Origin of the sequence: Photorhabdus africana (genome assembly GCF_035181445.1) — a bacterium.
GTDB lineage: Bacteria > Pseudomonadota > Gammaproteobacteria > Enterobacterales > Enterobacteriaceae > Photorhabdus > Photorhabdus laumondii.
The window spans coordinates 81,610-105,820 of sequence record NZ_JAXBVE010000008.1 but is presented as its reverse complement, the minus strand read 5'-3'; the positions used below and the strand labels follow the sequence as shown (position 1 = coordinate 105,820).

The following is a 24,211-nucleotide window of genomic DNA, read 5'->3' as shown; positions in this document are numbered from 1 at the left end:
AACGGCGCGCCTGTTTTCCCTGAATCGTTTTCTGGAGAAGAGATATGTTAAATGCCAGTAATAAGAAAGGATTCCAGACAGTCTTATTAGGAGTACTCTTTAGTATTGCTGTATTAGCGGGTTGTAGTCGCCAGACAGGGAAAACAGCGACTCAATATCAGGGGATACCATACTCTCAACCGGAAAATTCTCAACCGGCAGTTGCGCTTAGGGATAATGCCAGAGCAATCTGTTCTTATGCAGGTGGTATGCCTGCATTAGCAATACAATTAAATGGTGCGCAAGTACCTGTTTGCCAGTTGGCAAATGGTAAGCGTTGTGATGAAAGGGCGTTATTGCAAGGTTCCTGTGCATCAATTTGAGGTAGAAATCAAGCAACTGATATGAGCAGAAACATGCCGTTGGAAAGGCAGCCTTGGGCATGATTCTGTGAGTATATTTGATTCATCAGACAATCATTTTTAACTGTCTGAGTGGGTAATTATTTACGGATAAAAAATTGGCTGATTAATACTAATACAGCAGCTACTAGGTAAGCAGCAAAAATACCGATTAACCATTGTGGCATCTCTAATGTCAGGAATTGCCACTGTCTTACTGAACAATCACCCGTAGCTTCAAATACAGAAGGAAGCCATTGGTTTAACGCCAACCATGAAGGGAAGTTGACGAAGAAATCACAGGTATTAAATGGAGAAGGGTGCAATTGCATCATAGTATGTTCCCACGCAAGTTGCAGGCCACTCCAGGCACTGTAGATCCACAAAATAATAGCCAGCCAGCGTAACGGCGTTTTTGGTGCGATTACACCTAATATCCCCGCGCCCAACACACCAAACAGAGCAACCCGTTCATAAATACACATCACGCAGGGTTGTAATTTCATTACATGTTGAAAATATAATGCCGAGCTTTCTAGTATCAGGGCAGTCAAAATCATTAACAGCCATGCGCTTCGTCCTTGAGAACAGTGGTTCAAAAATCGCATCATTTCCGTTTTTCCATGCAGATTAAGATAAACAATTGAGCGCCTATTTTGCCGATTTACAGGTAACAAAAAAAGTCAATTAAGGTAAATCTGGCTTTTTCGCGGAAAAATAATACCGTATTGAGCGTTATCATTGCTCAATACGGTATTGGTTGGTTAAGGCGATAAAATGAATTATTACTGGTTATGGCAAAGCAATTAGGCCCCAATGAACCATCATGTCAGTGGCTGGAATTAGCAGAAATTCTACACACAGCAAACCGGCCAGCGTCATGACAATGGTATAAGGCAATGCCATGAGCACCATGCGGCCATAAGATAAACGAATTAATGGCGATAATGCCGACGTCAACAGGAACAGAAATGCGGCTTGTCCATTAGGTGTGGCAACGGAAGGCAGGTTAGTGCCGGTATTAATCGCAACAGCCAGATATTCAAATTGTTTATGTGAAATCAGGCCCTCTTGCATCGCAGTTCTTGCTTCATTGATATAAACCGTACCGACAAACACGTTATCTGATACTGATGAGAGTAGGCCATTGAACAGATAGAACAGGGAAAGTTGAGAAGTTTCAGAAACCTGTAATACGAACTGAATAAATGGCGTAAACAGTTGCTGGTCAACAATGACGGCAACGATAGAAAAGAATACAGTCAGTAATGCCGTGAACGGTAGTGCCTCTTCAAATGCCTTACCCAGTGCATGTTCTTCGGTAATACCACAGAACGACGTGGTTAGAATAATGACGGAAAGGCCAATCAGACCAACTTCTGCCAGATGAAACGCCAACGCGACAATGAGCCATATACCGATTAACGCTTGAGCAATAAGCTGTGCTTTTTCTTTACGTGTTCGTTCTGCGCTGGTTTTTTTATCGTAATCTTCCAATACCTGTCGGACGCGCTCTGGCAATTCTGTACCATAACCGAACAGTTTAAAGTGCTCGACCAGAAAACAGACTAGCAGCCCGCAGATAAAGACAGGTAGGGTAATTGGAGACATGCGAATAAAGAAGGTGACAAAATCCCAATTGACGTTTTTGGCGATAATCAGATTTTGGGGTTCTCCTACCATTGTCATCACTCCACCGAGTGCAGTACCTACACCTGCATGCATCATCAGACTGCGCAAAAAAGCGCGAAACTGTTCAAGCGTTTGTTTCTTTTTTGCTGTATCAATGTGATTGTCATGTTTGGCGTTAATGACATCATGCTGATCAGTGATGAAGTTGTTGTAGATAGAATAGAAACCAAGGGAAACACTAATAACTACCGCGATAACTGTCAGGGCATCAAGAAATGCTGACAGGAATGCGCTGGCCAGACAGAATGCTAAGGCAAGCATGCGCTTAGATTTTATGGAGAGCAGGAGTTTAGTGAAAGCAAATAATAGTAATTGCTTCATAAAGTAAATTCCTGCGACCATAAATATCAGCAACAGTATAACTTCCAAGTTATTAGCAATTTCATGACCAACTTGTTGAGGTGAGGTCATGCCGATGATGACCGCTTCAATTGCCAACAGGCCACCTGGTTGTAACGGGTAACATTTAAGTGCCATTGCTAACGTAAAGATAAATTCGATAACAAGCAGCCAGCCTGCGACAAATGGATTAATAAAGAAGAATATCAATGGGTTGATGATGAGAAAGATGATGATAGCGAGCTTATACCAATCTGGCGAGTTGCCGAGAAAGTTTTTTACCGCTGTTTTTAGGATACTGGTTTCCATTGCAATTAAAGTTCCTCTAAATTCGTAAAATCGTGTTCTTGAAACAATAGTACGCTTTTATACAGAATGTTTTAAGGGAAATGAGGTATACCCGTTATCTTTCACGTTGCCTCTTTGTTGGCTGCGCTCGTTCATCCCGGTCACATCGTTATCTATGCTCCCGGGGATTCGCTCCCTTGCCGTCGCGATGCATCTTGAAATCCATAGGGTATATAACTAAGCATGAGTACGCTTTTTTTCATGACCGCCTTTGCGCTTTCTAGACTACATAGCTATATTGAAGTTGCGTATTCTGATATAATTTCATCTATTATTAGTTGAAAAAATCACGTTGGAATAATAAAAATATGGTCATTAAGGCTCAAAGTCCCGCAGGTTTTGCGGAAGAGTATATTATTGAGAGTATATGGAACGGCCGTTTTCCTCCAGGCTCCATTCTTCCGGCAGAACGTGAATTATCTGAGTTAATTGGTGTGACAAGGACCACCCTGCGTGAAGTATTGCAGCGTTTGGCACGTGATGGATGGTTAACAATTCAGCATGGCAAACCAACAAAAGTGAATAACTTTTGGGAAACATCGGGTCTTAATATTTTAGAGACTCTGGCCCGTCTTGATCACGATCGCGTTCCTGAGTTGATTGATAATCTACTGGCGGTGAGAACGAATATTGCAGCGATATTTATTCGCACGGCTTTTAAGCATAATCCGGGTAACTCATTGGAAGTACTGGCAGAAAAGGAGCAGGTGGAAGATAATTCAGAGTCATTTAGTATGCTAGATTATGATATTTTCCGTGGTCTGGCTTTTGCTTCAGGTAATCCAATTTACGGCCTTATTATCAATGGGTTGAAAGGGTTATATACCCGTATAGGGCGTTATTACTTCTCTAATCCTGAGGCGCGTAAATTGGCGCTGAATTTTTATCAGCAACTGGTGATATTGTGTCGTGATAAATCTTACGATAACGTCATGGAATGTGTACGTAACTATGGTAAAGAGAGTGGTGTCATTTGGCACAGTATGCAAAGTACGATGCCAAGTGATTTGTCTGAAGTGTGTCGCTGATATTTCGTTAGTATTTTTACTTAATTCCAGGCGTTATCCGATCTATTAGTTTCAAATCAAAATTATTTTCAATTGACCCGGTGTGGAATGCTCTGCACCGGGCGTTTTGCTTCTTTTTTCTCATTCAACCTTAAGCCAATCGTTAATGTCTCTATTTCAGAATATTATTCTGGTTTTTTGGTTTTTGTTTGGGTTTTTATTTTGATTAATTGATGGTTATTGGTATCTTGTGGTTGTTTAATTGATTCATTTTTTTCACCGAAAAACTCAGAATAATGACTTGATATGAAATAATTAGCATGCGGTTTATATCGTAATTATTATCTTAATTTTATGATTTTAATATCAATTTTCATAAATTGGTTATGTATGAATTACAAATAAGCCTGTTGCATAAATGTAATCTAATTGTGACCTAAATCATAAATGTAGATTATTGACGTGACCGATGATTGTTCTATATTGGTTTTTTATAAACAGCATATTATGCTTGCCTAAAATTTTAAATCGTCTGGGGGCCATGATGAAAATCCTTATTTTAGGTAGCGGTGTTATTGGTGTAACCAGTGCCTGGTATTTGGTACAGCAAGGTCATGAAGTCACTGTCATTGATCGCCAGGGAAGTGCGGCTGAGGAAACCAGTGCGGCTAATGCCGGGCAGATCTCGCCGGGATATGCGACCCCGTGGGGAGCACCGGGTATTCCATTGAAAGCGATTAAATGGATGTTTCAACGTCATGCTCCATTGGCTATTCGTCCAGATGGATCGCTGTTTCAGTTACGCTGGATGTGGCAGATGTTGCGTAATTGTGATGCAAGTCACTATGCGATAAATAAGAGCCGGATGGTACGATTGGCAGAGTACAGTCGTGACTGTATCAAACAGTTGAGGGCAGATACGGGTATTCAATACGAAGGGCGTCAGGGGGGCACGCTTCAGTTATTCCGCACCAATAAGCAGTTTGATAATGCAGTGAATGACATCGCCGTTCTTGAACAGGAAGGTGTTCCTTACCATTTATTAACGGCAGATAAACTAGCGACAGTAGAGCCGGCATTGGCCCATGTCGCTCACAAACTGACGGGGGGCTTACAATTACCGAACGACGAAACGGGCGATTGCCAGCTTTTTACCAAAGAGTTGGCAAAAATGGCAGAAGCAGCAGGTGTAACGTTTTTGTTTAATAAACAGATCAAACAGTTATTGGTGGAAGGGCAGCGGATTACCGGCGTCCAGTGCGAAGATGGTGTTATGACAGCAGACAACTATGTCGTTGCAATGGGAGCTTATTCCACTGAATTACTGAAAGGTCTTGTCAAAATTCCAGTATATCCACTGAAAGGTTATTCATTAACTATGCCTATTGTCGATGCGGAACGGGCTCCGGTCTCTACTGCATTGGATGAAACATACAAAATTGCGATTACTCGGTTTGATAACCGTATTCGTGTGGGTGGAATGGCAGAAGTTGTCGGCTTCAATTTGAATCTGCTTAAAGCACGTCATGAAACATTGAAAATGGTGGTGCAAGACCTTTATCCAGGCGCTGGCGATATTACTCAGACTCATTTTTGGACAGGATTACGTCCAATGACACCAGATGGTACGCCAATTGTGGGTCCGACTGAATATCACAATCTCTACCTAAATACAGGGCATGGTACATTGGGATGGACAATGGCATGTGGTTCCAGTCAATTACTGGCTGATATTATTTCGGGTAAAAAGCCGGCCATTGTATCTGATGATTTATCAGTATTTCGTTATGTTAATGGTTTTAATCCAAAATTGGTGCCATTTAGCCATCAATTACACACTGAACTGAGAGGCTAATAGAATATGCCACGTCCGATTTCGGCAACGATCCATCTTAATGCATTGGAAAATAATTTGGCGATTATTCGTAATAAGGTCGGTAATAGTAAAATCTGGGCTGTTGTTAAAGCAAATGCTTATGGGCATGGCCTGAGTTGCATATGGCAGTATCTCGGTCAGGCTGATGGGTTTGCTTTACTTGATTTTAATGAGGCGATTTTATTACGGGAACAGGGGTGGCAGGGGCCAATTTTGCTATTGGAAGGGTTTTTCAAACCTGAAGATTTGCCAATAATTGATGAATATCAGTTGACAACGGTAGTGCATAGCCATTGGCAACTTGAAGCAATAGAAGCGGCCAATTTGAGTAAACCCATCAATATTTATCTCAAACTCAATAGCGGTATGAATCGATTGGGATTTCCTGCGGATCAATATAGTGCGGTTTTATTATTAGCAAAAGGTATCCGGCAACTTGGACAAATAACATTAATGTCACATTTTGCGAATGCGGATAAGGATAATAAGGAAATTAGCGTTACTGAACAACTTAACGTTATTAATTCGGTGAGTCAGGGATTGGATATTTCTCAATGTTTGGCTAATTCAGCCGCTTCTTTGTGGTATCCACAAACTCATAGAGATTGGGTACGTCCCGGTATCGTGCTTTATGGTGCTTCACCGAGCGGAAAGTGGAAAGATATTGCCGATATTGGGTTGAAAGCGGTGATGAGCCTGCAAAGTGAGATTATTGCTATTCAGAATCTCAAGGCAGGAGACAAAATTGGTTATGGCAGTAAATATACAGCGCCAGGCCCTATGCGAGTCGGTACCGTCGCTTGTGGCTATGCTGATGGTTATCCCCGTTGTGCCATGACGGGAACACCGATTATTGTCGATGGCGTTAGGACCCAAGTATTAGGTACAATATCAATGGACATGTTGTCGGTGGATTTAACGCCTTGTCCGCAGGCCCAAATTGGCAGTCCTGTTGAATTGTGGGGGCAAAATTTGCCGGTGGATGATGTGGCGGAGAGCTCTGGAACAATTGGTTATGAATTATTGTGTGCATTGGCAAATCGGGTCCCGGTATCTATTGATTTGAAAGATGACGGGTATAGTGTCAAATAGTCGTTAGCTTCGGGTATTATTTCAGGAAATAAAATAGCCCTATTGGGATAGGCAATAAGTTACCGTTTTCGCTAAATTAATATCTCTTTGTTTCCTATAATCAGTCTATTTTTGTCAGAAGAATTAGGTGGGAATTAAACATATCGTGCTTTTTAAGGCAAAATAGGACGTTATTACTTGGAAATGAGGGAAATGATCTTTTACACTTGATATAGCTAATCGCATAATTGTTTTAAAGGAAATAGTTAATCATGATCAACAAAGCTAAAATTTTAGCCACAGTCGTCACTTTTTGTCTTTCTTCATCTTTAGCTTATGCGGGGCAGTGGTCAATTGGCGCCTCTGTTTTGGCTGAGGCATCACCTTATAAGGGGGTAAAGAATAAAGATAAAGTGTTGTTTGTTCCAATGGTTAATTATGAAAGTGACAATTTCTATTTTCATACTTTAGCCGCCGGGTATTATTTGTGGAATCAACCAAAAGATCAGCTATCTTTAGATGTTTATTACTACCCTCAAAATTTCCGCCCGAAAGATAATGAAGATAAGCAGATGAAAAAGCTGGATCGTCGCCATGATACTATGATGGGCGGCTTTAGTTATCGTCATATTGAAGATTGGGGAACATTGCGTAGCTCTTTTGCTGCGGATACTTTGGGTAAAAGTAAAGGCATAACGATTGACCTGGCTTATTTATATGAATTTAAAAGTGATGATTGGTCATTACAACCAGGATTAGGTGTGGTTTGGAATAGTAAAAAACAAAATCGTTATGAATATGGTATTAAAGATAGTGAATCACGCCATAGCGGATTAGAAAAATATACTCCAGATGATAGTTGGACTCCCTACCTGGAATTATCTGCTAATTATAAATTTAACCAGGAATGGTCTGTATTTATGATGGGGCGTGTTGAGCGTTTACCGAGTGAAATTAAAGATAGTCCAATGGTGAATAAGTCATATTCAAGTATTGTTTGGACAGGTGTTACATATAGTTTTTAATTACTCACGGCGATAATATACCCTATGCAACTTGAAATCCATAGGGTATAAAAGAGCTGCCGGGGGAAGGCAGCTCTTTTCAGACAAAATAATTACTCCGTTATTTGGAGATATGAGCAATCAGATCCAGAACTTTGTTAGAATAACCGGTTTCGTTGTCGTACCAGGAAACCAGTTTTACAAAGTTGTCGTTCAGAGCGATACCTGCTTTTGCGTCAAATACAGAAGTCAGCTTTTCACCATTGAAATCGTTAGATACGACGTCATCTTCGGTGTAACCCAGAACGCCTTTCAGTTCACCTTCAGCCGCATCTTTGATTGCATCGCAGATTTGTTGATAAGTGGCGGGTTTTTCCAGACGTACAGTCAGGTCAACAACAGATACGTTAGGCGTAGGGACGCGGAAAGCCATGCCAGTCAGCTTACCATTTAGTTCAGGGATCACTTTACCCACAGCTTTAGCTGCACCGGTAGATGATGGGATAATATTCTGAGCAGCGCCACGACCACCACGCCAATCTTTCGCAGAAGGACCGTCAACCGTTTTCTGAGTTGCCGTTGTTGCGTGAACAGTGGTCATCAGACCTTCAACAATGCCGAATTTATCATTGATAACTTTAGCCAGCGGCGCCAGACAGTTAGTGGTACAGGAAGCATTGGAAACGATCTCCTGGCCTGCATAAGTTTTGTGATTAACGCCCATAACAAACATCGGCGTGTCATCTTTGGACGGGCCGGTCAAAACAACTTTTTTCGCACCAGCGGCAATGTGCTTACGTGCAGTTTCGTCAGTCAGGAAGATACCCGTTGCTTCTGCAACAACATCAACACCGACTTCGTTCCATTTCAGGTTAGCTGGATCTCTTTCTGCTGTAACGCGGATAGCTTTGCCGTTAACAATCAGGTGGCCGTCTTTTACCTCAACAGTGCCGTTGAAGCGACCGTGAGTTGAGTCATATTTCAGCATGTAAGCCATGTATTCGGCGTCGAGCAAATCGTTGATTGCAACGATTTCGATGTCTGAACGTTCTTGTGCAGCACGGAAAACAATACGGCCAATACGACCAAAACCGTTGATACCTACTTTGATAGTCATAGTGTTCCACCAGCTATTTTTTAGTGAATTAAAAATTATTACTAAAGTTACCAAAACCTTGCCAGCCGTCAAGCGGAATCGTGTCAATAGCCGAAAAACATTAGCTTTGAGTTCATCATTTAGGCGCTTGCTATGGGGTACTGGCAATCGAGACGCCCATCATTATCAAGGTGCAGACAGATATTGAAAGTTAATTGGTTAGATATGCGAGTCACATCACAAATAGTAGGATATACCCGTTATCTTTCAAGTTGCCTCTTTGTTGGCTGCACTTACTCACCCCGGCCACATTGTTCGCTATGCTCCCGGGGATTCGCTCCCTTGCCGTCGCGATCCATCTTGAAATCCATTGGGTATGGGCAGATTCAGTTAACCACTTGAAATAAATTTCACTGATGCAATGTTAATTTTTTGTTATTATTAATCAATTTTATTGAGCACATGAGTCTTACTATTAAGGTGGTCGTTATGGCTAAGCATCCTGATGTTTCCCTTTATAAAGAACTTACTGATATTCAGCGTCATGTAACCCAGAATGCCGGGACAGAGCCGCCATTCTCAGGGAAATTGCTACATAATAAGAAAAGTGGCGTGTATCATTGTTTGTGCTGCGAGCAGCCGTTATTTATGTCCGACACTAAATTTGATTCTGGTTGTGGCTGGCCGAGTTTTTACCAGCCTGCCATTCATGATGCAGTGCAGTATCTTGATGATGATAGTCACAATATGCATCGTATTGAGGTTCGTTGCGGTCATTGTAACGCTCATTTGGGGCATGTGTTCCCTGATGGACCGCAGCCGACAGGAGAGCGTTTTTGTATCAACTCGGCTGCATTAAGCTTTACTGATGAAAATACAGGCGAAAAAACAGTAGGTTAACCGTTTTTATTATTGCGGGCATAATCTTAGTTTATGCGAAAAATCGTTTCAGCTAATTCTGGAAAATAATGAGGAAATATCAATGGAACTGGATGATCTGTTATCTGTAATGACACCAGAAATATATCAGCGCTTGGTTCAAGCAGTAGAACTGGGTAAATGGCAGGATGGTGTGCCTCTAACGGTCGAGCAGAAAGAGAATAGTTTGCAAATGATTATGCTATGGCAATCAAGGCATAACCATGATCCGCAACATATGACGATTGGCACTGATGGTCAGTTGGTGATGAAGAGTAAACAAGAACTGAAAACGATCTTTCAGTCTAAAATGGTGGCAACATTCAAGCCATAATCTTTGGTAAATTAGGTATGAAAGGGCTGAGTGTGTAAAACTCAGCCTGGCCTTGGATTGATATCAGAGAAGAGCATTTTCTAGTTGATCAAGTTCTATCAATATAGCGCCTTGTTCTTTTAGCTCTTTGAAGGCTGATTGGCTATCATTTGGACTCAGGTTAACCCCTCGACAACCATCCGTAATGACCCAAGTTTCATAACCTAATGCCAGCGCATCCAGCGCGGTAAATTTCACACAATAGTCAGTGGCGATGCCAATAATAAACAGACGTTCAATTTGCTGTGTTTGCAACCAGTCATCAAGCCGGGTTTTGTTCTGATGGCCGTTGTCAAAGAAAGCACTGTAACTATCGATCTGTGGATTTTCGCCTTTGTGGAAAATTTCAACAATTGCCTGCTTGTTTAGCTGTGGATGGAAATCAGCGCCATGCTGACTTTGAACGCAGTGTACCGGCCACCATACTTGTGGAATACCGTTTAATAGACCGATATCACCGATCTTCTGGCCGGAATTTACGGCAAAGCTCATATGTTCAGCAGGATGCCAGTCTTGGCTGGCAATAATGCTGATATTGTGTTTCAGACAAATAGCAATTGCCTGATTTGCCGCAACAATGACTTGTTCACTCTCTTCTACGGCTAAAGCGCCGCCGGGACAGAAGTCATTTTGTAGATCAATAAGTAATAGGGCTGTTTTCATTTCTTTCCTTGATTATTTATCTGTATAACTTAATTCACCACGTAAATTTTGTTGCATTAAATAACGAATTTTTTCATTGCTATGGGGTTGACTGAGTAAATAGTGCAACTTGGTTAAAGTTGCTTCAAAAGTCATATCGTAGCCGCTTATCACCCCCGCTTCAGCCAGAGCATGGCCCGTTGCATAACCTTCCATATTGACTCGGCCAGAAATGCATTGAGTCAAATTAACCACCACGATCCCTCTCTCTGTTGCCTGTTTTAGCGCTTTTAATAATTCAGGGTGTTGAGGTGCGTTTCCGACGCCATATGAGCGCAGGATGAGCGCCTTAACCGGTTGCATCAAAATATTATTCACAATTTGACTGGAAAGGCCGGGATAAATGGTGATTACGCCAATGGGCTGAGGGGTAATCTGATGAGTAATAAACTCACCGTGATTGGCAGGGGCAGAACATGCATTGAAGGTTTTGATGTTAATACCGGCTTCCATCAATGGAGAACAGTTTGGTGAAGCAAAAGCATCGAAACCGTCGGCATGTGCTTTGACGGTCCGGTTCCCCCGAAACAGTTTATTATTGAAAAACAGGCTGACCTCGTTAACCGGGTAATTAGCGGCAAGATAAAGCGCATTCAACAAGTTTGTCTGTCCATCAGAGCGCAATGCTTCCAGCGGGATTTGTGACCCGGTGACAATGACTGGCTTACCTAGATTCTCAAACATAAAGGAGAGGGCCGATGCCGTAAATGCCATTGTATCCGTACCATGCAAGATCACGAACCCATCATAATCATGGTAATTTTCTCGGATATCATCAGCGATAAATTGCCAGTCTTCTGGGGTCATATCAGAAGAATCGATCAATGGTTGATGCTCACGGATGGTGAATGTCGGCATTTCCGGTCGATGGAATTCGGGCATCTTTGTTAATTGGTGTTGTAAATGCCCGGAAACGGGGATGTATCCCTGAGATGAGTGTTGCATCCCAATGGTTCCGCCAGTATAAACGACATAAATAGATTTCTTCTGCATGACTGTACCTCATAAAAAGATCAGCTGGATTATATACCCGTTATCTTTCAAGTTGCCTCTTTGTTGGCTGCACTCACTCACCCCGGTCACATAGTTACCTATGCTCCCGGGGATTCGTTCCCTTGCCGTCGCGATCCCTCTTGAAATCCATAGGGTATAGGAGTATTACAAAATAAAAAAAGCCTGACAGGGTTTGTCAGGCTAAATTAATCGAGCTGTTACTAGAATCATGCACTATAGGTTGCTAGCGAATATCTCCGCAATTTAAACAGAATGCATAACGATTTTGTGGATCATTCAGATGGCGATAGAACTCACTCTGTTGTTTCACTTCCTGAGCTACCTGCACCAATGGCGCGGGTAGCCAGGCTTGAACCGCTTCCGGCACGATAGCTTGTGCGGTTGTTGTCAACTGGCTCATTAGCAACTCACTGAATGACATTTCAGGTTGCATCCAGTCAAGCTCAGGGTTATCCAATTTTGCTAATTCAGCCACTTTAGTGACTGCATCATCGAAATCCCCTAATTGGTCGACCAATCCATTGGTTTTCGCATCATTACCAGTCCACACATGGCCCTGGGCAATTTTATCGACTTCTTCACGTGTTTTATGGCGCGAAGTAGCAACAAGGCCAATAAAGTTGTTATAGCCGTTCTCAATATTAAGCTGCATCAGCGCTGAGAACTCTTTGCTGAGCCCTTTAGTAACAGAAATACCTGCGAGTGGGGTGGTAGACACGCCATCAGTGTGGATACCAATATGTTCCAGACTGTTTTCATAAGTGGTAATGACACCGAAGATACCGATAGAACCCGTCAACGTACTTTGGTTTGCGATGATGTAATTAGCCGGGGTAGCGATCCAGTATCCGCCGGATGCCGCCATTCCCCCCATAGAAACCACCACAGGTTTATTCGTTGCACGTAGCGCAGCCAGTTCGGTGCGGATAACATCAGAAGCGCTCACGCTGCCGCCAGGGCTGTTTACTCGCAGAATAACGGCTTTGATATTATCATCCAAACGAGCTTGACGGATTTGAGCGGCGGTTGTGTCACCGCCAACCATGCCTTGGGTCTGCTGCCCATCGACGATTGCACCTTGCGCGACAATAACGGCGATATTGCCTTTAGATGATAACCTGCCTTCTACCAATTGCGGTGCATAATCATAAATGCTGATAGCATTGAAGTGACGGTTTTTCTCGTCCCAACCAAAGGCTTTTGTCATGTCACTTTCAATGACATTGCGTGGCGCTACGTAATCGACCAGCTTGTGTTTAAGCGCATATTGCGCATTATCTCCGCCAACAGCACGTAAGCTGGCAATCATCTCATCAGCGCCTGGGAATACTTGATCAACAGTGAGTTTGCGGTTGGTGGCGACAGTATTGAGGTAGTTGTGCCACAGGCCGTTGATCCAACGGCTATCAGCTTCGCGGGCAGCGGGGGACATATCATCACGCATAACCGGTTCAACGGCTGATTTATACGTCCCGACACGGAAAATATGCGCGGTGACTTTCAGTGAATCCAACAGGGATTTGTAATACAGGTTATTGGTTGAATAGCCATAAAGGCCAATCGTTCCTTGTGGCGATAGATAGATTTTATCGGCAAAGGTAGCCAGATAATATTGTGACTGATTATAACTATCACTGATAGCATAAACCGGCTTACCGGAAGTTTTAAACTCATTAATTGCCTTACCGATATACTGCATAGATGGCTGGTCGGTGCCGATGAAATCATCAAGTTTCAGCACCAGACCGGTGATTTTATTATCGGTTTTTGCTTGGCGAATGCTATCAACAATATCAAACAGGGAGTTTTCCTGGAATTTATTGCTGGATGTACCAAACAACTCACGGCCTAATTGAGTCAATGGCGTACGGCTGGAGACCTGATCCACAATGATACCGGTGAGATTGACATATAATGCTCCTTGATAACTATCTGCCGTTTTGTTTGTCTGTTGGTAAAGTAGAAAACCGCCAACCACAACCAGAATCAGCATGATAAAAATCAAGTTTGAAATGACTTCCCGAATAAAATTTAATAGTCGCCAACTCCATTTAAATAATCTTGCGATCAACTTCCATAAAATACGCATATCATCTCCAAAAATAGGATCAAGTGAAGCTATCCTAATGATCAGACGTGTAAATGTCAGCTTCAAATAGTGGCATATTGCCTGAAAAGACAGCTTTAGGGCTTTTATTTGTTAACAAATAAACAGAAAATGTTAGCTTATAACAAAATACATTACTTAGGAGAGAAAAGATGGACGCACTAGAACTTTTGTTGAACAGACGTTCAGTATCACGTTTAACCACCCCGGCACCTCAAGGTGAAGCATTACAGCATATTTTGGCGGCGGGAATGAGAGCACCTGATCATGGTGCATTACGTCCGTGGCGCTTTATTGTCATGCAGGATGAAGGTATTGAGCGATTCAGTCGATTACTCCATCAAGCCGCCATTGATAGTCAGCTTGGCGCTGAGGCGGAAGAAAAAGCGAAAAGTGCGCCTTATCGTGCACCATTAATCATCGCTGTTATTGCAAAAGTGGCTGAGAATTCCAAAATACCTGAATGGGAGCAGGTGGTTTCAGCCAGTTGTGCGGTGCATGCGATGCAAATGGCGGCTGTGGCTCAAGGGTTTGGTGGTATCTGGCGTACGGGTTCATGGACTGATGATAATACCGTGCGTACCGGTTTGGGTTGTCATGAACATGACAAAATAGTGGGTTTTCTCTACCTTGGAACGCCTGCACTAAAAGCACCAAATAAGGTGACTGCGCCTGATATGACCAATTTTGTCAGCTACTTGTAACCGGGGTCTGTTATGTCAACAGAAGTTCGTCTTACCCAATACAGCCACGGTGCTGGATGCGGTTGTAAAATTTCACCAAAAGTGTTGGAAACCATTCTGCATAGTGAGCAGGAAAAATTTCTTGATCCTCACTTACTGGTTGGTAATGAAACCCGTGATGATGCTGCGGTTTATGATATTGGCAATGGTACCGGCATTATCAGTACGACAGATTTCTTCATGCCGATTGTCGATGATCCATTTAATTTTGGGCGCATTGCTGCCACAAATGCTATCAGCGATATTTATGCGATGGGCGGTAAACCTATTATGGCGATAGCTATTTTGGGATGGCCTATTGATAAATTGGCGCCGGAAATTGCCCGTAAGGTGATTGAAGGTGGCCGGGCTGCGTGTAAAGAGGCTGGGATTGTACTGGCGGGGGGGCACTCTATTGATGCGCCTGAGCCTATTTTTGGTTTGGCTGTAACCGGTATCGTTAATATTGACCGAGTGAAACAGAACAGTGCCGCGAAAGCGGGAAGCCAGCTCTTTCTGACAAAGCCACTCGGAATTGGTGTATTGACCACCGCGGAGAAAAAAGGCTTGCTGTTACCTGAGCATCAGGGAATCGCGATAGAAACCATGTGCCGCTTAAATACATTGGGGATGGATTTTGCCGAGGTGGCTGGCGTTACAGCAATGACCGATGTCACCGGGTTTGGTCTTTTAGGGCATTTAAGTGAAATTTGTGCAGGATCGGGGGTTCAGGCAACGCTCCATTTTGCAAAAGTGCCTAAACTGCCGGAAGTGGAATCCTATATTGAAAAGGGTTGTGTTCCGGGGGGAACCGGGCGTAACTTTGATAGTTACGGTCATCTTATTGGTGAAATGACAGAACTTCAGCGCAAACTGTTATGTGATCCGCAAACCTCCGGTGGCCTGCTGTTGGCTGTTCTACCAGAAGCGATGGACGAAGTGAAAGCGATTGCACGATGTCATGGCATCGAACTGACCGCGATTGGTGAATTGTCTGAGCAACAGTCAGGCAGAGTACTCATTGAGGTTAATGAATAATATCCATGCGGCTTTTTATTGCAGAAAAACCAAGCCTAGCCAGGGCGATTGCCGATGTTTTACCAAAACCGCATCGCCGTGGTGATGGCTTTATCGCTTGTGGAGATAACCAGTTTGTTACTTGGTGTATTGGGCACTTGCTGGAACAGGCGGAACCTGATGCCTATGACAATCGCTTTGCTCGTTGGTCATTAGTTGATCTTCCCATCATTCCTGAAAAATGGCAGTTAAAACCGCGACCTTCTGTTGAGAAACAGCTCAATATTATCCAGACGTTGTTGGAAAAAGCCGATGAAATAGTGCATGCCGGTGACCCAGATCGGGAAGGGCAACTGTTGGTGGATGAGGTGCTGGATTTTTTGAAACTGGATGCAGTGAGGCGGAAAAATGTTCGCCGCTGCTTGATAAGTGATCTCAATCCACAAGCGGTAACCAGAGCGGTTGATCGGTTAAGAGATAATCGGGATTTTATTCCGCTATGTGTTTCAGCTCTCGCCAGAGCTAGGGCTGATTGGCTTTATGGCATTAATATGACCCGTGCTTATACCTTGCTTGGCCGCAATGCGGGGTATCAGGGGGTACTATCTGTCGGGCGGGTTCAGACCCCTATTTTGGGTTTAGTTGTTCGCCGGGATGAAGAGATTGAGCATTTCGTACCCAAAGATTTTTTTGAGGTGAAAGCGCATATTGTTACGCCGAAAGATGAACGTTTTATCGCTATCTGGCAACCAAGTGAATCTTGTATCGATTTTTTGGATGAAGAAGGGCGATTGATACACCGGCCTCTGGCTGAACATATTATTACCAGAATAACCGGTCAACCAGCCTATGTGATCTCTTATCAGGATAAACGGGAATCTGAAGTCGCTCCTTTGCCATTTTCATTATCTTCTTTGCAAATTGAAGCCGCTAAACGTTTTGGCCTAAATGCGCAACAAGTGTTGGATATTTGTCAGCGATTGTATGAAACACATAAGCTAATTACTTATCCCCGTTCTGATTGCCGTTATTTGCCCGATGAACACTTTGCCGGTCGTCATGCAGTGCTTAATGCGATATCTATTCACGCAACAAAGCTGTTGCCACAAGCGTTACTGGAAATAGATAGAAAGAATCGTTGTTGGGACGATAAAAAGGTTGATGCTCACCATGCAATTATCCCGACGGCTCGAAGCAGCCATATAAATCTGACGGATAACGAGGCTAATATTTATGGTTTGATTGCTCGACAATATTTGATGCAATTTTTCCCGGATGCCATATTCCGTAAATGTGTTATTGAATTGGAAATTGCGGGTGGGAAATTTATTGCTAAAGCCCGTTTTCTTGCTGAGGCAGGTTGGAGAACGTTACTTGGTAATAAAGAGCGTGATGAAGAGAATGACGGAACGCCATTACCCGTTGTTGCTAAAGGTGATGAATTATTGTGTGAAAGAGGAGAGGTGGTGGAGCGTCAAACTCAACCGCCAAAGCCATTTACTGATGCGACTATCCTTTCTGCTATGACCGGAATTGCCCGTTTTGTACAGGATAAAGAGCTGAAAAAAGTCCTTCGTGCAACAGATGGGTTGGGAACGGAAGCCACGCGGGCTGGCATTATCGAACTATTGTTTAAACGGGAGTTTCTTTATAAAAAAGGGCGTCATATTCATGCCACACCTGCGGGTAGGGCGTTGATCCATGTATTGCCTGATATGGCTGCTTTACCGGATATGACCGCCCATTGGGAGTCGCGGTTAACGCAAATCAGTGAAAAACAGTTCCGCTATCAAGATTTCATGGGGCCACTTGAGGAGACATTGCAGCAATTAATTTGGCAGGCCAAACAGAACCGTAATTTAACCGCTTTTCGTGATTTACCCCCCCTCCCAGTGAGAGATAAAAAAGGGAAAAAAATAAAAGCACCGAAAAATGCCAAAAGAGCTGCGCCATAGCGCGCAGCAATTATTACATTATTTTAAAAACGATTGATATTCGGTGTTAACGGAATATCAAATTTTAAATTCTGCCCAAACTGGGGCATGATCTGACGGTTTTTCCATCTCACGGATTTTATAGTCAATACCTGTTGCGATACAGCGTTCCATCAAAAGCTTACTTGCAAGCAGTAAATCAATACGTAGCCCTCGATTATCATCAAACCCTTTGGAACGATAATCAAACCAGGAAAATTGGTCGTTACATTCAGGATTGAGATGGCGGAATGTATCAACCAGACCCCAGTTTTTCAGGCGATCCATCCAATCTCTCTCTTCTGGCAGAAAAGAACATTTACCTGTTTTTAACCAGCGTTTTTGGTTGTTCTCACCAATGCCGATATCCAGATCGGTCGGACTAATATTCATATCACCCATGATAATCACGTGTGATTGAGGGGTTAAGTTTTGCTCCAGGTAGTTTTGCAGATCCTGATAAAATTTCTCTTTTGCCGGAAATTTCACTGGATGTTCACGATTTTCTCCCTGAGGGAAATAGCCATTAATAACGGTCAATAACCCGTGTGGGGTTTCCATTTCTGCCATGATAACCCGGCGTTGAGCATCTTCATCATCCCCAGGAAAACCACGATACACTGCAAGAGGCGCCTGGCGCGTTAACAGTGCAACGCCGTAATGGGCTTTCTGGCCGTAATAAAATACATGATAGCCAAGCTTCCCAACCTCTTCTAGAGGAAACGCTTCATCATGAACTTTTGTTTCCTGTAGACCGATAACATCGGGTTGATGTTGCTCGATGATCGCAGCTAACTGATGGGGGCGGGCACGTAATCCATTAATATTAAAAGAGATAAATTTCATCTTTTACAGCCATCCAGTAAAAAGACACAGGAACAATAGTAACAGATGGATCTTAAAAAGTAACTATTGACAATGGTCAGCACGAAATAGTAACGGATCCCCTAATATTATAATTTGCTGTGAAAAATATAATAATTTGTAGTGAGAAAGAGCCTCAGTTAGACCGTTTTTATCTCAAGTGTTACAAAAATTGATTACTGAAAAATGTAGAACCCTATCCTAATCTTTGATAGAAAATTGAGCTCGTTAGTAATGTTTATATTTTCTAATGGTTGATTGGTTGAGATTAATTTTTGAACCATGATAAACATGAATAATAGAGTTTATTGAGCCACCTATGTATTGAACATACGCTTTTTTTATGTGGTATATGTTTGAGAAGTATTTGTTTTTTTGTACAAAATTTATGCCTTCACAGTATCAAACTTGATTTAGCTGTCATTTGGTGAAGGCTATTTCAAAGAAATTATTTTAGCCACAAGTTATATAGGAACGGTGAATTATGTTTTTTTCTCGTAAATTAGAAGCATTCATGGCAGTGGTGGAAAATGGTTCTTTAAGTAAAGCGGCAAGAGTGATGAACCGTACAACTCCTCCAGTAGCTAAATCAATCAAAGACTTCGAAGCAACATTAGGGAAGCGCCTTTTCAAAAGGGAGAAATTTGGGATGAGTCTGACTAAAGATGGTTTAGAATTATATAATGATCTTAAAGATCTTTATTTACAAGAAAAAGAAATAACTAAAAAACATATCAGTGGTAGTATATGTAACATAGTTAATATTTATTACGATTGGGGGAAAAACAAACATCTTATTTATTTATATAAGGCAGCTGATAGAAATAGCTCACAGGTAAATATATTCCGGTTTAGTTATGATAACATTGAAGAAATAGTGGATTATGACGGCAACACGCTCATTTTGAGCTCAGAAAAGATACTAAGTGACCGTTTTAGTCTCATTAGCAAAATAAAAGGGCCTGAATTGGGAATTTGCTGCCGAAAAGAGTTATTAGATATTGCTAATGGCGATGTGATGCAATTGCTAAAGAGTAATACTTGGCTATGCGATCCTGTACTTTATAAAAGTAGCTTCATTAAAAACTTGGAAGAAGAAGTTATTCAAAGTGGTGGGAAAGTAAATATGCGTCAGATGGATAATATGGGATGCTGCATGAATTTCATTTATTCCAGAGATTATATATTTATTACAGACTCTCATCCCGATGAATTGGAAGGAGGAGACGCTTTGAGTTTTGTTCCCATTGAAAAACCGGGTGCAGCAAATCAATGTTATATTTATAAATCTAAATCACACTCAAGTGTTCTTAATCGTTTTATCGATTCAGTTAATGACATGAGTTAAAATTCATCTACGCGGAGAGGATTATTGTAAGCTCCGCGTTGTTATTATGCGGAGATAATTATAAAGATCTTTCACTGTACCTAAATGATAAATTTATATTTATAATTCTTATTTGAATATTCCGAGTGAATGTCTGATCGTGGTGAGGAAAAATGGACTGTTCCTCGCCTTTTGGCGCAACTTGTACTACAAGCCTGACATTATTATTCGTTCTCGTCTGGTGGTTGGTACAGCCCATTGTGCATACACAAATCTGCATGGCTTTTGCTTTACTGCTTTAGCCAGGGTGTTGTGGTACTCCAAAAAATAATGTTAGCCCCCAAGTAGTCTTCGGCAAAATGAGTAAACTCCTGCTGAGTGAAGGGTTTTTTAGTTTTTGGGTTGGTGTAGATCAGTGTGGGTTCTTGGACTGCCATTGCCACCAAATCCAGTTTGCCTTTGTAACGATTGAAAAAGGGGTAAGCGTTTTTCATCTGAGCAGATTGATACGGCACGATATCGGGGCCACCGAGACCGATCTTATTTTTCGACGCGAAATTAAAAAAGCGAGACATATACTGATGATCGTTATCCCATTCACATGGACAGAAATTAACATATTGTACTACGTAGGATTTTTTAAATACCTGGCGGGCAAATTTGATATTATAAGGTAACAAACCGCGCATTGATTCTGGTACAAGCTGGTGGCACGACTTTGCCGGATACCACCTGAACGTTAGCTCTGTGATTGAATCAGTTCGGTGTATCAGCAGCCGAGGCAGATTGTTATATCAACGTTCTTGCAGTCGGCGCAAAATACGGTTCATCTGAAATTACAGATACAGCCGCAGCAATTTTAACGATGCGTTAGTGATGGCTTAAATAATCACCTTTTCTTACATTATTATGTGGGTTATTATTAACCAATAGCGAGCATTAAGGGGGCATCATGAGCAACACAGTTTACAAAGCACATTTCGGTGATCGACAAACTAGTTTTGTTGTAAAAATCACACATGATGACGTATGGATTGCGGAATGTGATGAGCTTGGCCTTGTTACGGAAGCTAAGTCATACGATGAATTAACAGAGCGAGTGTGGGAGATAGCTCCCGAACTATACGAGCTGAATGAATTTGGTAGTAACCCTGATGGAATGAAAATTAGTTTCGTTCAGGAACAAGCTTATGATTCAAGGATGGCGCTCTGACATGGGATCTGGCTTATATCCACAACTTAAAGAAATTCTATTAGTTCATGGCTGTTATTTTATTAGGCAAGGTAAAGGCAGTCATGAAATCTGGCGTAGCGATATCACAAACAAAAATTTCAGTGTTCCATACACAATAGTTTCAAAACATACAGCTAACGCTATTCTTAGGCAGGCCGGAATTAACCTAAAAATATAGCCCTTACGGGATTTTTTATACACACACGCCGCTTAACTACGGTTTTTTATTTAATCAACCTCGCTGAAATCGCGAGGTTTTTTTATGGAGTTTTCACAATGCCAATCTATTGGAAATAAATCAGGAAATATCGTAATCACTAACTACTCTTATTAATAGTTTAGGCTTAGCACTCGCGGTGCTTTACCGTCTATGCAGTAGTAAACTTAAGAATATTCTATTGAAGTAAGAATCTAATTTGAATAATATCTTATGGTTATTTGCCAGTAAGATGAAATTACCTTTATTAATAAATAATTAAGTGAGGTGTTTATGTCTGAAATTAATAAGCCAGAAGTTACTGAAATAGAAAATAAACTCCCTGAGCATAAATCATTAAACCCTGATCAATACAAATGTAATCATGTTGTTGCCCCAGAAAATTCTTGTCCGTGGGCGATACGTAAAGTCAGATGGGCATCTGGGAGTAAAGGTAAGCGGGGTGGTGTGCGCATTATTTATTACTATAAAGTAGATGTTTCACACATCAGATTGTTACTGATTTACAGAAAAGGCATCAAGGATGACCTTAGTGAATCAGAAAAGAAAGTCTTGAGAGCACTAAATGAGGGGTGGTAACAATGGATAGTAAATTATTTTCTAGGCTAACTGAAAGCATGACACAGATGAACGAAATTATTAATGGCGAACGTGCTGCCTCTCGTGAAACTCACGTTGAAGCAGTAAAAGTAAAGAATATTCGCCAGGCAACCGGTTTAACTCAGACCGGTTTTGCTAAGTTGATTTCCGTTAATGTTGGAACTCTGCGCAACTGGGAACAGGGAAGGCGTGAGCCAACCGGACCAGCAAAAGCCCTGTTGAAGGCAATAGAGAAAGATCCGGTTCATGTTTTAAAGGCGTTATCTATGTAAATAGAGTGCATAGGAATTCCTCAGCCTCGTTTCAGCGAGGTTTTTTATGGGGGAAATATGGCAGAAGAATTTAAATGGAGAACTCAGATACAGAATACCTACCGCTTTGACAATTAATGCAACATTTGAGCAGGCATTTTCAGCATGAATATCACATCAGACGTACAAAAATTAGAACCGGGCGAAAAACTGGGTTACACCGATAAAAAAGAATGTCATGAATAATGATCTTTTCTTATGAAAGCGGCCCATGACTTGCTGAAATGAGCCGCAAAGAAGAAGTGGATAACCCAATTGTATGCTGTTTAATTTAATGGACCATCCATTGATGGGGATTTAATCATTTTTTAAATAAAAATCATCATTATCTCTTAGCCAGAAAAGGAGCTGTATATAGGATAGTTGATATCCAAATGATTGCGGTGATAAACATAACAATCATCCTGGTGAAACGCCAGTAAAATGGCTTTAGAGGTGTAGCGGTGGGAATAGGTAATTGAGTATTTTGGAGCTGACGATTATCTTGTTCGTCATCTTGAAGTGGCAGGATAAAACGATAACCTTGTCGGTACACCGTGTGTATGGCTTCACCTAGATCACAATAACGTAATGTTCGGCGTAACTTACAGATTAATTGCAGTAAATTGGTTTCTGCTACGCCATCTTTGCGTTCAGGCCAAACTAGAGGGATCAGTTGCTCCCGGTTTAACGTATTCCCTTGGGATGCATGTTCCCACAGTGCAAGTAGCAGGCGTTTCTCTTTCTCTGTAATGATAAATATATTTTTACCATGAATTATTTTGTTTGAGTCACAGTCTAAATAAATATCTCTAGTTATTTTCAACATAACGCATTCTCTGCCTCTGTTTAGTGTTTGTCTATTTTTTATATAGCCAGGAGGGCTCAATAGGCACTGATGCCTGTTAGAGTTTATATATTTTATGAATGAGTAATGCAAGAAAATAAATTATTTAAAATTTTTTATTTTATTTTGTCATATGGGTTATTTTTCTGTTTTTTATTAAGAAGTAAAACTAATGATAATTAATTATTAGTTTTATTTATATTGTGATGATTACCCATGAAGTGATGTAAGATTTAGAAATATAGATAAAATATTTTTAGGTGTTATTTATTGTTTATAAATTCCTTTTGTAAAAATTAATGAATAGATATCCACGAGCAATAATGCTGTGAATTGAATGTGATTTATTTATGTAATTGAATTAAAAGGTAAAAAATAGATAAAAATAATTATTTTTTATTTTTAACTTTTATTTGGTGGTATTTGCGTGATTACTGTTCGATGAATAGTTTAAAGCTCCAACAGTGTGATGTTTATCACGTATTAACTTACGTTAATCATACGTTAACCAGTAGTCAGGTCGCCTCATTCCTTGAACCTTGAACCTTGAATGAGGGTTTGGATATTAAAGCACAGTAGTGAATACACAAGTAAGGCATTAGGCATGATACCTAAGGGCGGTAGCGTACCTAAAATCCTAAAATGATGTGTGTTCTAACCCAGTTATGAATTTAACTTTTAAGGAAATAACAATGTCTACAACTGCCGATCAAATTGCTGTTCAATACCCCATTCCCACTTACCGTTTTGTCGTGACCGTTGGTGATGAGCAAATGTCTTTTCAAAGTGTATCGGGATTAGATATTAGCTATGACACCATTGAATATCGTGATGGAATTGGTAATTGGTTACAAATGCCCGGTCAGCGGCAGAGACCAACTATTACCTTGAAGCGTGGTATTTTTAAAGGTCAATCTAAATTGTACGATTGGATTAATTCTATTTCGCTTAATCAGATAGAAAAGAAAGATATTTCTATTAGCCTCACCGATGAAACAGGTTCAAATTTGCTGATTACCTGGAATATTGCTAATGCTTTCCCAGAAAAATTAACCGCGCCCAGCTTTGATGCGACCAGTAATGAAGTTGCGGTGCAGGAAATAAGCTTAAAAGCCGATCGAGTGACTGTTGAGTTCCATTAATACACTGTTTGGTGTCAGGACTGTTTGTTGTCAAGAATAGTCTGGCACGTC

The 24,211-nt window shown here is 41.5% G+C and carries 24 protein-coding genes and 2 pseudogenes; 17 read left to right on the top strand and 9 right to left on the bottom strand.

Going from position 1 to position 24,211, the window contains the following annotated elements; genetic code table 11:
* The first annotated feature begins 44 nt into the window (after positions 1–44).
* Complete coding sequence (locus tag SLS51_RS06860) at positions 45–362, top strand: putative hemolysin (protein WP_323836732.1); 318 nt, start codon at positions 45–47, stop codon at positions 360–362.
* 119 nt (positions 363–481) lie between these two features.
* On the opposite strand, the gene dsbB is transcribed toward SLS51_RS06860, so the two are convergent.
* Together dsbB and nhaB are read right to left on the bottom strand one after the other, a co-directional pair.
* The gene (gene dsbB / locus SLS51_RS06855; protein WP_323836730.1) at positions 482–991 is read right to left on the bottom strand and encodes a disulfide bond formation protein DsbB; all 510 of its coding nucleotides are present in this window, start codon (positions 989–991) and stop codon (positions 482–484) included.
* A gap of 181 nt (positions 992–1,172) precedes the next feature.
* The gene (gene nhaB / locus SLS51_RS06850) at positions 1,173–2,720 is read right to left on the bottom strand and encodes a sodium/proton antiporter NhaB (RefSeq protein WP_323836728.1); all 1,548 of its coding nucleotides are present in this window, start codon (positions 2,718–2,720) and stop codon (positions 1,173–1,175) included.
* A 347-nt stretch (positions 2,721–3,067) separates the two neighbouring features.
* Between nhaB and fadR the strand changes: the two genes are divergently transcribed.
* The 4 genes from fadR to SLS51_RS06830 all read left to right on the top strand — a co-directional run bounded on the left by fadR (position 3,068) and on the right by SLS51_RS06830 (position 7,738).
* A complete protein-coding gene (gene fadR / locus SLS51_RS06845) occupies positions 3,068–3,787 on the top strand; it encodes a fatty acid metabolism transcriptional regulator FadR (protein WP_323836726.1) in 720 nt (239 codons plus the stop codon).
* 523 nt (positions 3,788–4,310) lie between these two features.
* Entirely contained in the window at positions 4,311–5,621 is a 1,311-nt protein-coding gene (locus SLS51_RS06840) for a D-amino acid dehydrogenase (protein WP_323836826.1), read from the top strand.
* A gap of 6 nt (positions 5,622–5,627) precedes the next feature.
* Positions 5,628–6,734 carry a catabolic alanine racemase DadX gene (gene dadX, locus SLS51_RS06835; protein WP_323836725.1) on the top strand — a complete coding sequence of 369 codons (1,107 nt, stop codon included), beginning with the start codon at positions 5,628–5,630 and terminating at the stop codon, positions 6,732–6,734.
* 251 nt (positions 6,735–6,985) lie between these two features.
* Positions 6,986–7,738 carry a MipA/OmpV family protein gene (locus SLS51_RS06830; RefSeq protein WP_112893902.1) on the top strand — a complete coding sequence of 251 codons (753 nt, stop codon included), beginning with the start codon at positions 6,986–6,988 and terminating at the stop codon, positions 7,736–7,738.
* A 100-nt stretch (positions 7,739–7,838) separates the two neighbouring features.
* Here the strand turns inward: SLS51_RS06830 and gapA are convergent, their stop codons facing one another.
* Positions 7,839–8,834: a glyceraldehyde-3-phosphate dehydrogenase gene (gene gapA, locus SLS51_RS06825; protein WP_323836722.1), complete on the bottom strand. Its 996-nt coding sequence runs from the start codon at positions 8,832–8,834 to the stop codon at positions 7,839–7,841.
* A 468-nt stretch (positions 8,835–9,302) separates the two neighbouring features.
* On the opposite strand from gapA, the gene msrB reads away from it, so the two are divergent.
* Positions 9,303–9,713 carry a peptide-methionine (R)-S-oxide reductase MsrB gene (gene msrB / locus SLS51_RS06820; protein WP_323836720.1) on the top strand — a complete coding sequence of 137 codons (411 nt, stop codon included), beginning with the start codon at positions 9,303–9,305 and terminating at the stop codon, positions 9,711–9,713.
* Between the two features lie 82 nt (positions 9,714–9,795).
* The gene (locus SLS51_RS06815) at positions 9,796–10,065 is read left to right on the top strand and encodes a YeaC family protein (RefSeq protein ID WP_323836718.1); all 270 of its coding nucleotides are present in this window, start codon (positions 9,796–9,798) and stop codon (positions 10,063–10,065) included.
* A 63-nt stretch (positions 10,066–10,128) separates the two neighbouring features.
* Here the strand turns inward: SLS51_RS06815 and pncA are convergent, their stop codons facing one another.
* The 3 genes from pncA to sppA all read right to left on the bottom strand — a co-directional run bounded on the left by pncA (position 10,129) and on the right by sppA (position 13,909).
* Positions 10,129–10,767, bottom strand: a complete 639-nt coding sequence (gene pncA, locus SLS51_RS06810) for a bifunctional nicotinamidase/pyrazinamidase (protein ID WP_323836716.1) — start codon at positions 10,765–10,767, stop codon at positions 10,129–10,131.
* Between the two features lie 12 nt (positions 10,768–10,779).
* Entirely contained in the window at positions 10,780–11,799 is a 1,020-nt protein-coding gene (ansA, locus tag SLS51_RS06805) for an asparaginase (RefSeq protein ID WP_323836714.1), read from the bottom strand.
* 244 nt (positions 11,800–12,043) lie between these two features.
* On the bottom strand, positions 12,044–13,909 hold the full coding sequence (sppA, locus tag SLS51_RS06800; RefSeq protein ID WP_323836712.1) for a signal peptide peptidase SppA: 1,866 nt from the start codon (positions 13,907–13,909) through the stop codon (positions 12,044–12,046).
* Positions 13,910–14,079: 170 nt separating this feature from the next.
* On the opposite strand from sppA, the gene SLS51_RS06795 reads away from it, so the two are divergent.
* The 3 genes from SLS51_RS06795 to SLS51_RS06785 are packed head-to-tail and all read left to right on the top strand — an operon-like array spanning position 14,080 to position 17,621.
* On the top strand, positions 14,080–14,631 hold the full coding sequence (locus tag SLS51_RS06795) for an NAD(P)H nitroreductase (protein WP_323836711.1): 552 nt from the start codon (positions 14,080–14,082) through the stop codon (positions 14,629–14,631).
* A 12-nt stretch (positions 14,632–14,643) separates the two neighbouring features.
* Positions 14,644–15,687, top strand: coding sequence for a selenide, water dikinase SelD (selD, locus tag SLS51_RS06790; protein WP_323836709.1), 1,044 nt, complete (start codon positions 14,644–14,646; stop codon positions 15,685–15,687).
* Positions 15,688–15,692: 5 nt separating this feature from the next.
* Positions 15,693–17,621 (top strand): DNA topoisomerase III, encoded by a 1,929-nt coding sequence (locus SLS51_RS06785; protein WP_323836707.1) that lies wholly within the window; start codon positions 15,693–15,695, stop codon positions 17,619–17,621.
* A gap of 57 nt (positions 17,622–17,678) precedes the next feature.
* Here SLS51_RS06785 and xthA read toward each other — a convergent pair whose 3' ends face one another.
* Positions 17,679–18,485 carry an exodeoxyribonuclease III gene (gene xthA, locus SLS51_RS06780; RefSeq protein WP_323836705.1) on the bottom strand — a complete coding sequence of 269 codons (807 nt, stop codon included), beginning with the start codon at positions 18,483–18,485 and terminating at the stop codon, positions 17,679–17,681.
* Positions 18,486–18,987: 502 nt separating this feature from the next.
* Between xthA and SLS51_RS06775 the strand changes: the two genes are divergently transcribed.
* Positions 18,988–19,851, top strand: coding sequence for a helix-turn-helix domain-containing protein (locus tag SLS51_RS06775; protein WP_118985962.1), 864 nt, complete (start codon positions 18,988–18,990; stop codon positions 19,849–19,851).
* A 269-nt stretch (positions 19,852–20,120) separates the two neighbouring features.
* Here the strand turns inward: SLS51_RS06775 and SLS51_RS06770 are convergent.
* Positions 20,121–20,498: pseudogene (locus SLS51_RS06770) on the bottom strand (hypothetical protein); the annotation flags it as partial.
* Between the two features lie 2 nt (positions 20,499–20,500).
* On the opposite strand from SLS51_RS06770, the pseudogene SLS51_RS06765 reads away from it, so the two are divergent.
* From SLS51_RS06765 to SLS51_RS06745, 5 genes and pseudogenes are all read left to right on the top strand, one after another.
* Positions 20,501–20,689: pseudogene (locus tag SLS51_RS06765) on the top strand (hypothetical protein); the annotation flags it as partial.
* A gap of 93 nt (positions 20,690–20,782) precedes the next feature.
* Positions 20,783–21,043 (top strand): DUF1902 domain-containing protein, encoded by a 261-nt coding sequence (locus tag SLS51_RS06760; RefSeq protein ID WP_113041296.1) that lies wholly within the window; start codon positions 20,783–20,785, stop codon positions 21,041–21,043.
* Complete coding sequence (locus SLS51_RS06755) at positions 21,021–21,242, top strand: type II toxin-antitoxin system HicA family toxin (protein ID WP_323836703.1); 222 nt, start codon at positions 21,021–21,023, stop codon at positions 21,240–21,242. The genes SLS51_RS06760 and SLS51_RS06755 overlap by 23 nt, the downstream gene beginning before the upstream one ends.
* Before the next feature lie 312 nt (positions 21,243–21,554).
* Complete coding sequence (locus SLS51_RS06750) at positions 21,555–21,860, top strand: type II toxin-antitoxin system RelE/ParE family toxin (RefSeq protein WP_323836701.1); 306 nt, start codon at positions 21,555–21,557, stop codon at positions 21,858–21,860.
* A gap of 2 nt (positions 21,861–21,862) precedes the next feature.
* Complete coding sequence (locus SLS51_RS06745; RefSeq protein WP_011146759.1) at positions 21,863–22,153, top strand: helix-turn-helix domain-containing protein; 291 nt, start codon at positions 21,863–21,865, stop codon at positions 22,151–22,153.
* Between the two features lie 364 nt (positions 22,154–22,517).
* Here SLS51_RS06745 and SLS51_RS06740 read toward each other — a convergent pair whose 3' ends face one another.
* Complete coding sequence (locus tag SLS51_RS06740) at positions 22,518–23,000, bottom strand: winged helix-turn-helix domain-containing protein (RefSeq protein ID WP_323836699.1); 483 nt, start codon at positions 22,998–23,000, stop codon at positions 22,518–22,520.
* Between the two features lie 710 nt (positions 23,001–23,710).
* On the opposite strand from SLS51_RS06740, the gene SLS51_RS06735 reads away from it, so the two are divergent.
* Entirely contained in the window at positions 23,711–24,160 is a 450-nt protein-coding gene (locus SLS51_RS06735) for a phage tail protein (protein ID WP_036805577.1), read from the top strand.
* Positions 24,161–24,211: the final 51 nt, after the last annotated feature.

Coding starts and splice junctions, on each gene's coding strand:
- fadR (WP_323836726.1), top strand. CDS start 3,068: ATGGTCATTAAGGCTCAAAGTCCCGCAGGTTTTGCGGAAGAGTATATT.
- SLS51_RS06740 (WP_323836699.1), bottom strand. CDS start 23,000: ATGTTGAAAATAACTAGAGATATTTATTTAGACTGTGACTCAAACAAA.
- SLS51_RS06775 (WP_118985962.1), top strand. CDS start 18,988: ATGTTTTTTTCTCGTAAATTAGAAGCATTCATGGCAGTGGTGGAAAAT.
- ansA (WP_323836714.1), bottom strand. CDS start 11,799: ATGCAGAAGAAATCTATTTATGTCGTTTATACTGGCGGAACCATTGGG.
- nhaB (WP_323836728.1), bottom strand. CDS start 2,720: ATGGAAACCAGTATCCTAAAAACAGCGGTAAAAAACTTTCTCGGCAAC.
- SLS51_RS06785 (WP_323836707.1), top strand. CDS start 15,693: ATGCGGCTTTTTATTGCAGAAAAACCAAGCCTAGCCAGGGCGATTGCC.
- gapA (WP_323836722.1), bottom strand. CDS start 8,834: ATGACTATCAAAGTAGGTATCAACGGTTTTGGTCGTATTGGCCGTATT.
- SLS51_RS06760 (WP_113041296.1), top strand. CDS start 20,783: ATGAGCAACACAGTTTACAAAGCACATTTCGGTGATCGACAAACTAGT.
- dadX (WP_323836725.1), top strand. CDS start 5,628: ATGCCACGTCCGATTTCGGCAACGATCCATCTTAATGCATTGGAAAAT.
- SLS51_RS06840 (WP_323836826.1), top strand. CDS start 4,311: ATGAAAATCCTTATTTTAGGTAGCGGTGTTATTGGTGTAACCAGTGCC.
- msrB (WP_323836720.1), top strand. CDS start 9,303: ATGGCTAAGCATCCTGATGTTTCCCTTTATAAAGAACTTACTGATATT.
- selD (WP_323836709.1), top strand. CDS start 14,644: ATGTCAACAGAAGTTCGTCTTACCCAATACAGCCACGGTGCTGGATGC.
- SLS51_RS06735 (WP_036805577.1), top strand. CDS start 23,711: ATGTCTACAACTGCCGATCAAATTGCTGTTCAATACCCCATTCCCACT.
- sppA (WP_323836712.1), bottom strand. CDS start 13,909: ATGCGTATTTTATGGAAGTTGATCGCAAGATTATTTAAATGGAGTTGG.
- SLS51_RS06755 (WP_323836703.1), top strand. CDS start 21,021: ATGATTCAAGGATGGCGCTCTGACATGGGATCTGGCTTATATCCACAA.
- SLS51_RS06795 (WP_323836711.1), top strand. CDS start 14,080: ATGGACGCACTAGAACTTTTGTTGAACAGACGTTCAGTATCACGTTTA.
- dsbB (WP_323836730.1), bottom strand. CDS start 991: ATGATGCGATTTTTGAACCACTGTTCTCAAGGACGAAGCGCATGGCTG.
- SLS51_RS06830 (WP_112893902.1), top strand. CDS start 6,986: ATGATCAACAAAGCTAAAATTTTAGCCACAGTCGTCACTTTTTGTCTT.
- SLS51_RS06750 (WP_323836701.1), top strand. CDS start 21,555: ATGTCTGAAATTAATAAGCCAGAAGTTACTGAAATAGAAAATAAACTC.
- SLS51_RS06745 (WP_011146759.1), top strand. CDS start 21,863: ATGGATAGTAAATTATTTTCTAGGCTAACTGAAAGCATGACACAGATG.
- SLS51_RS06815 (WP_323836718.1), top strand. CDS start 9,796: ATGGAACTGGATGATCTGTTATCTGTAATGACACCAGAAATATATCAG.
- SLS51_RS06860 (WP_323836732.1), top strand. CDS start 45: ATGTTAAATGCCAGTAATAAGAAAGGATTCCAGACAGTCTTATTAGGA.
- pncA (WP_323836716.1), bottom strand. CDS start 10,767: ATGAAAACAGCCCTATTACTTATTGATCTACAAAATGACTTCTGTCCC.
- xthA (WP_323836705.1), bottom strand. CDS start 18,485: ATGAAATTTATCTCTTTTAATATTAATGGATTACGTGCCCGCCCCCAT.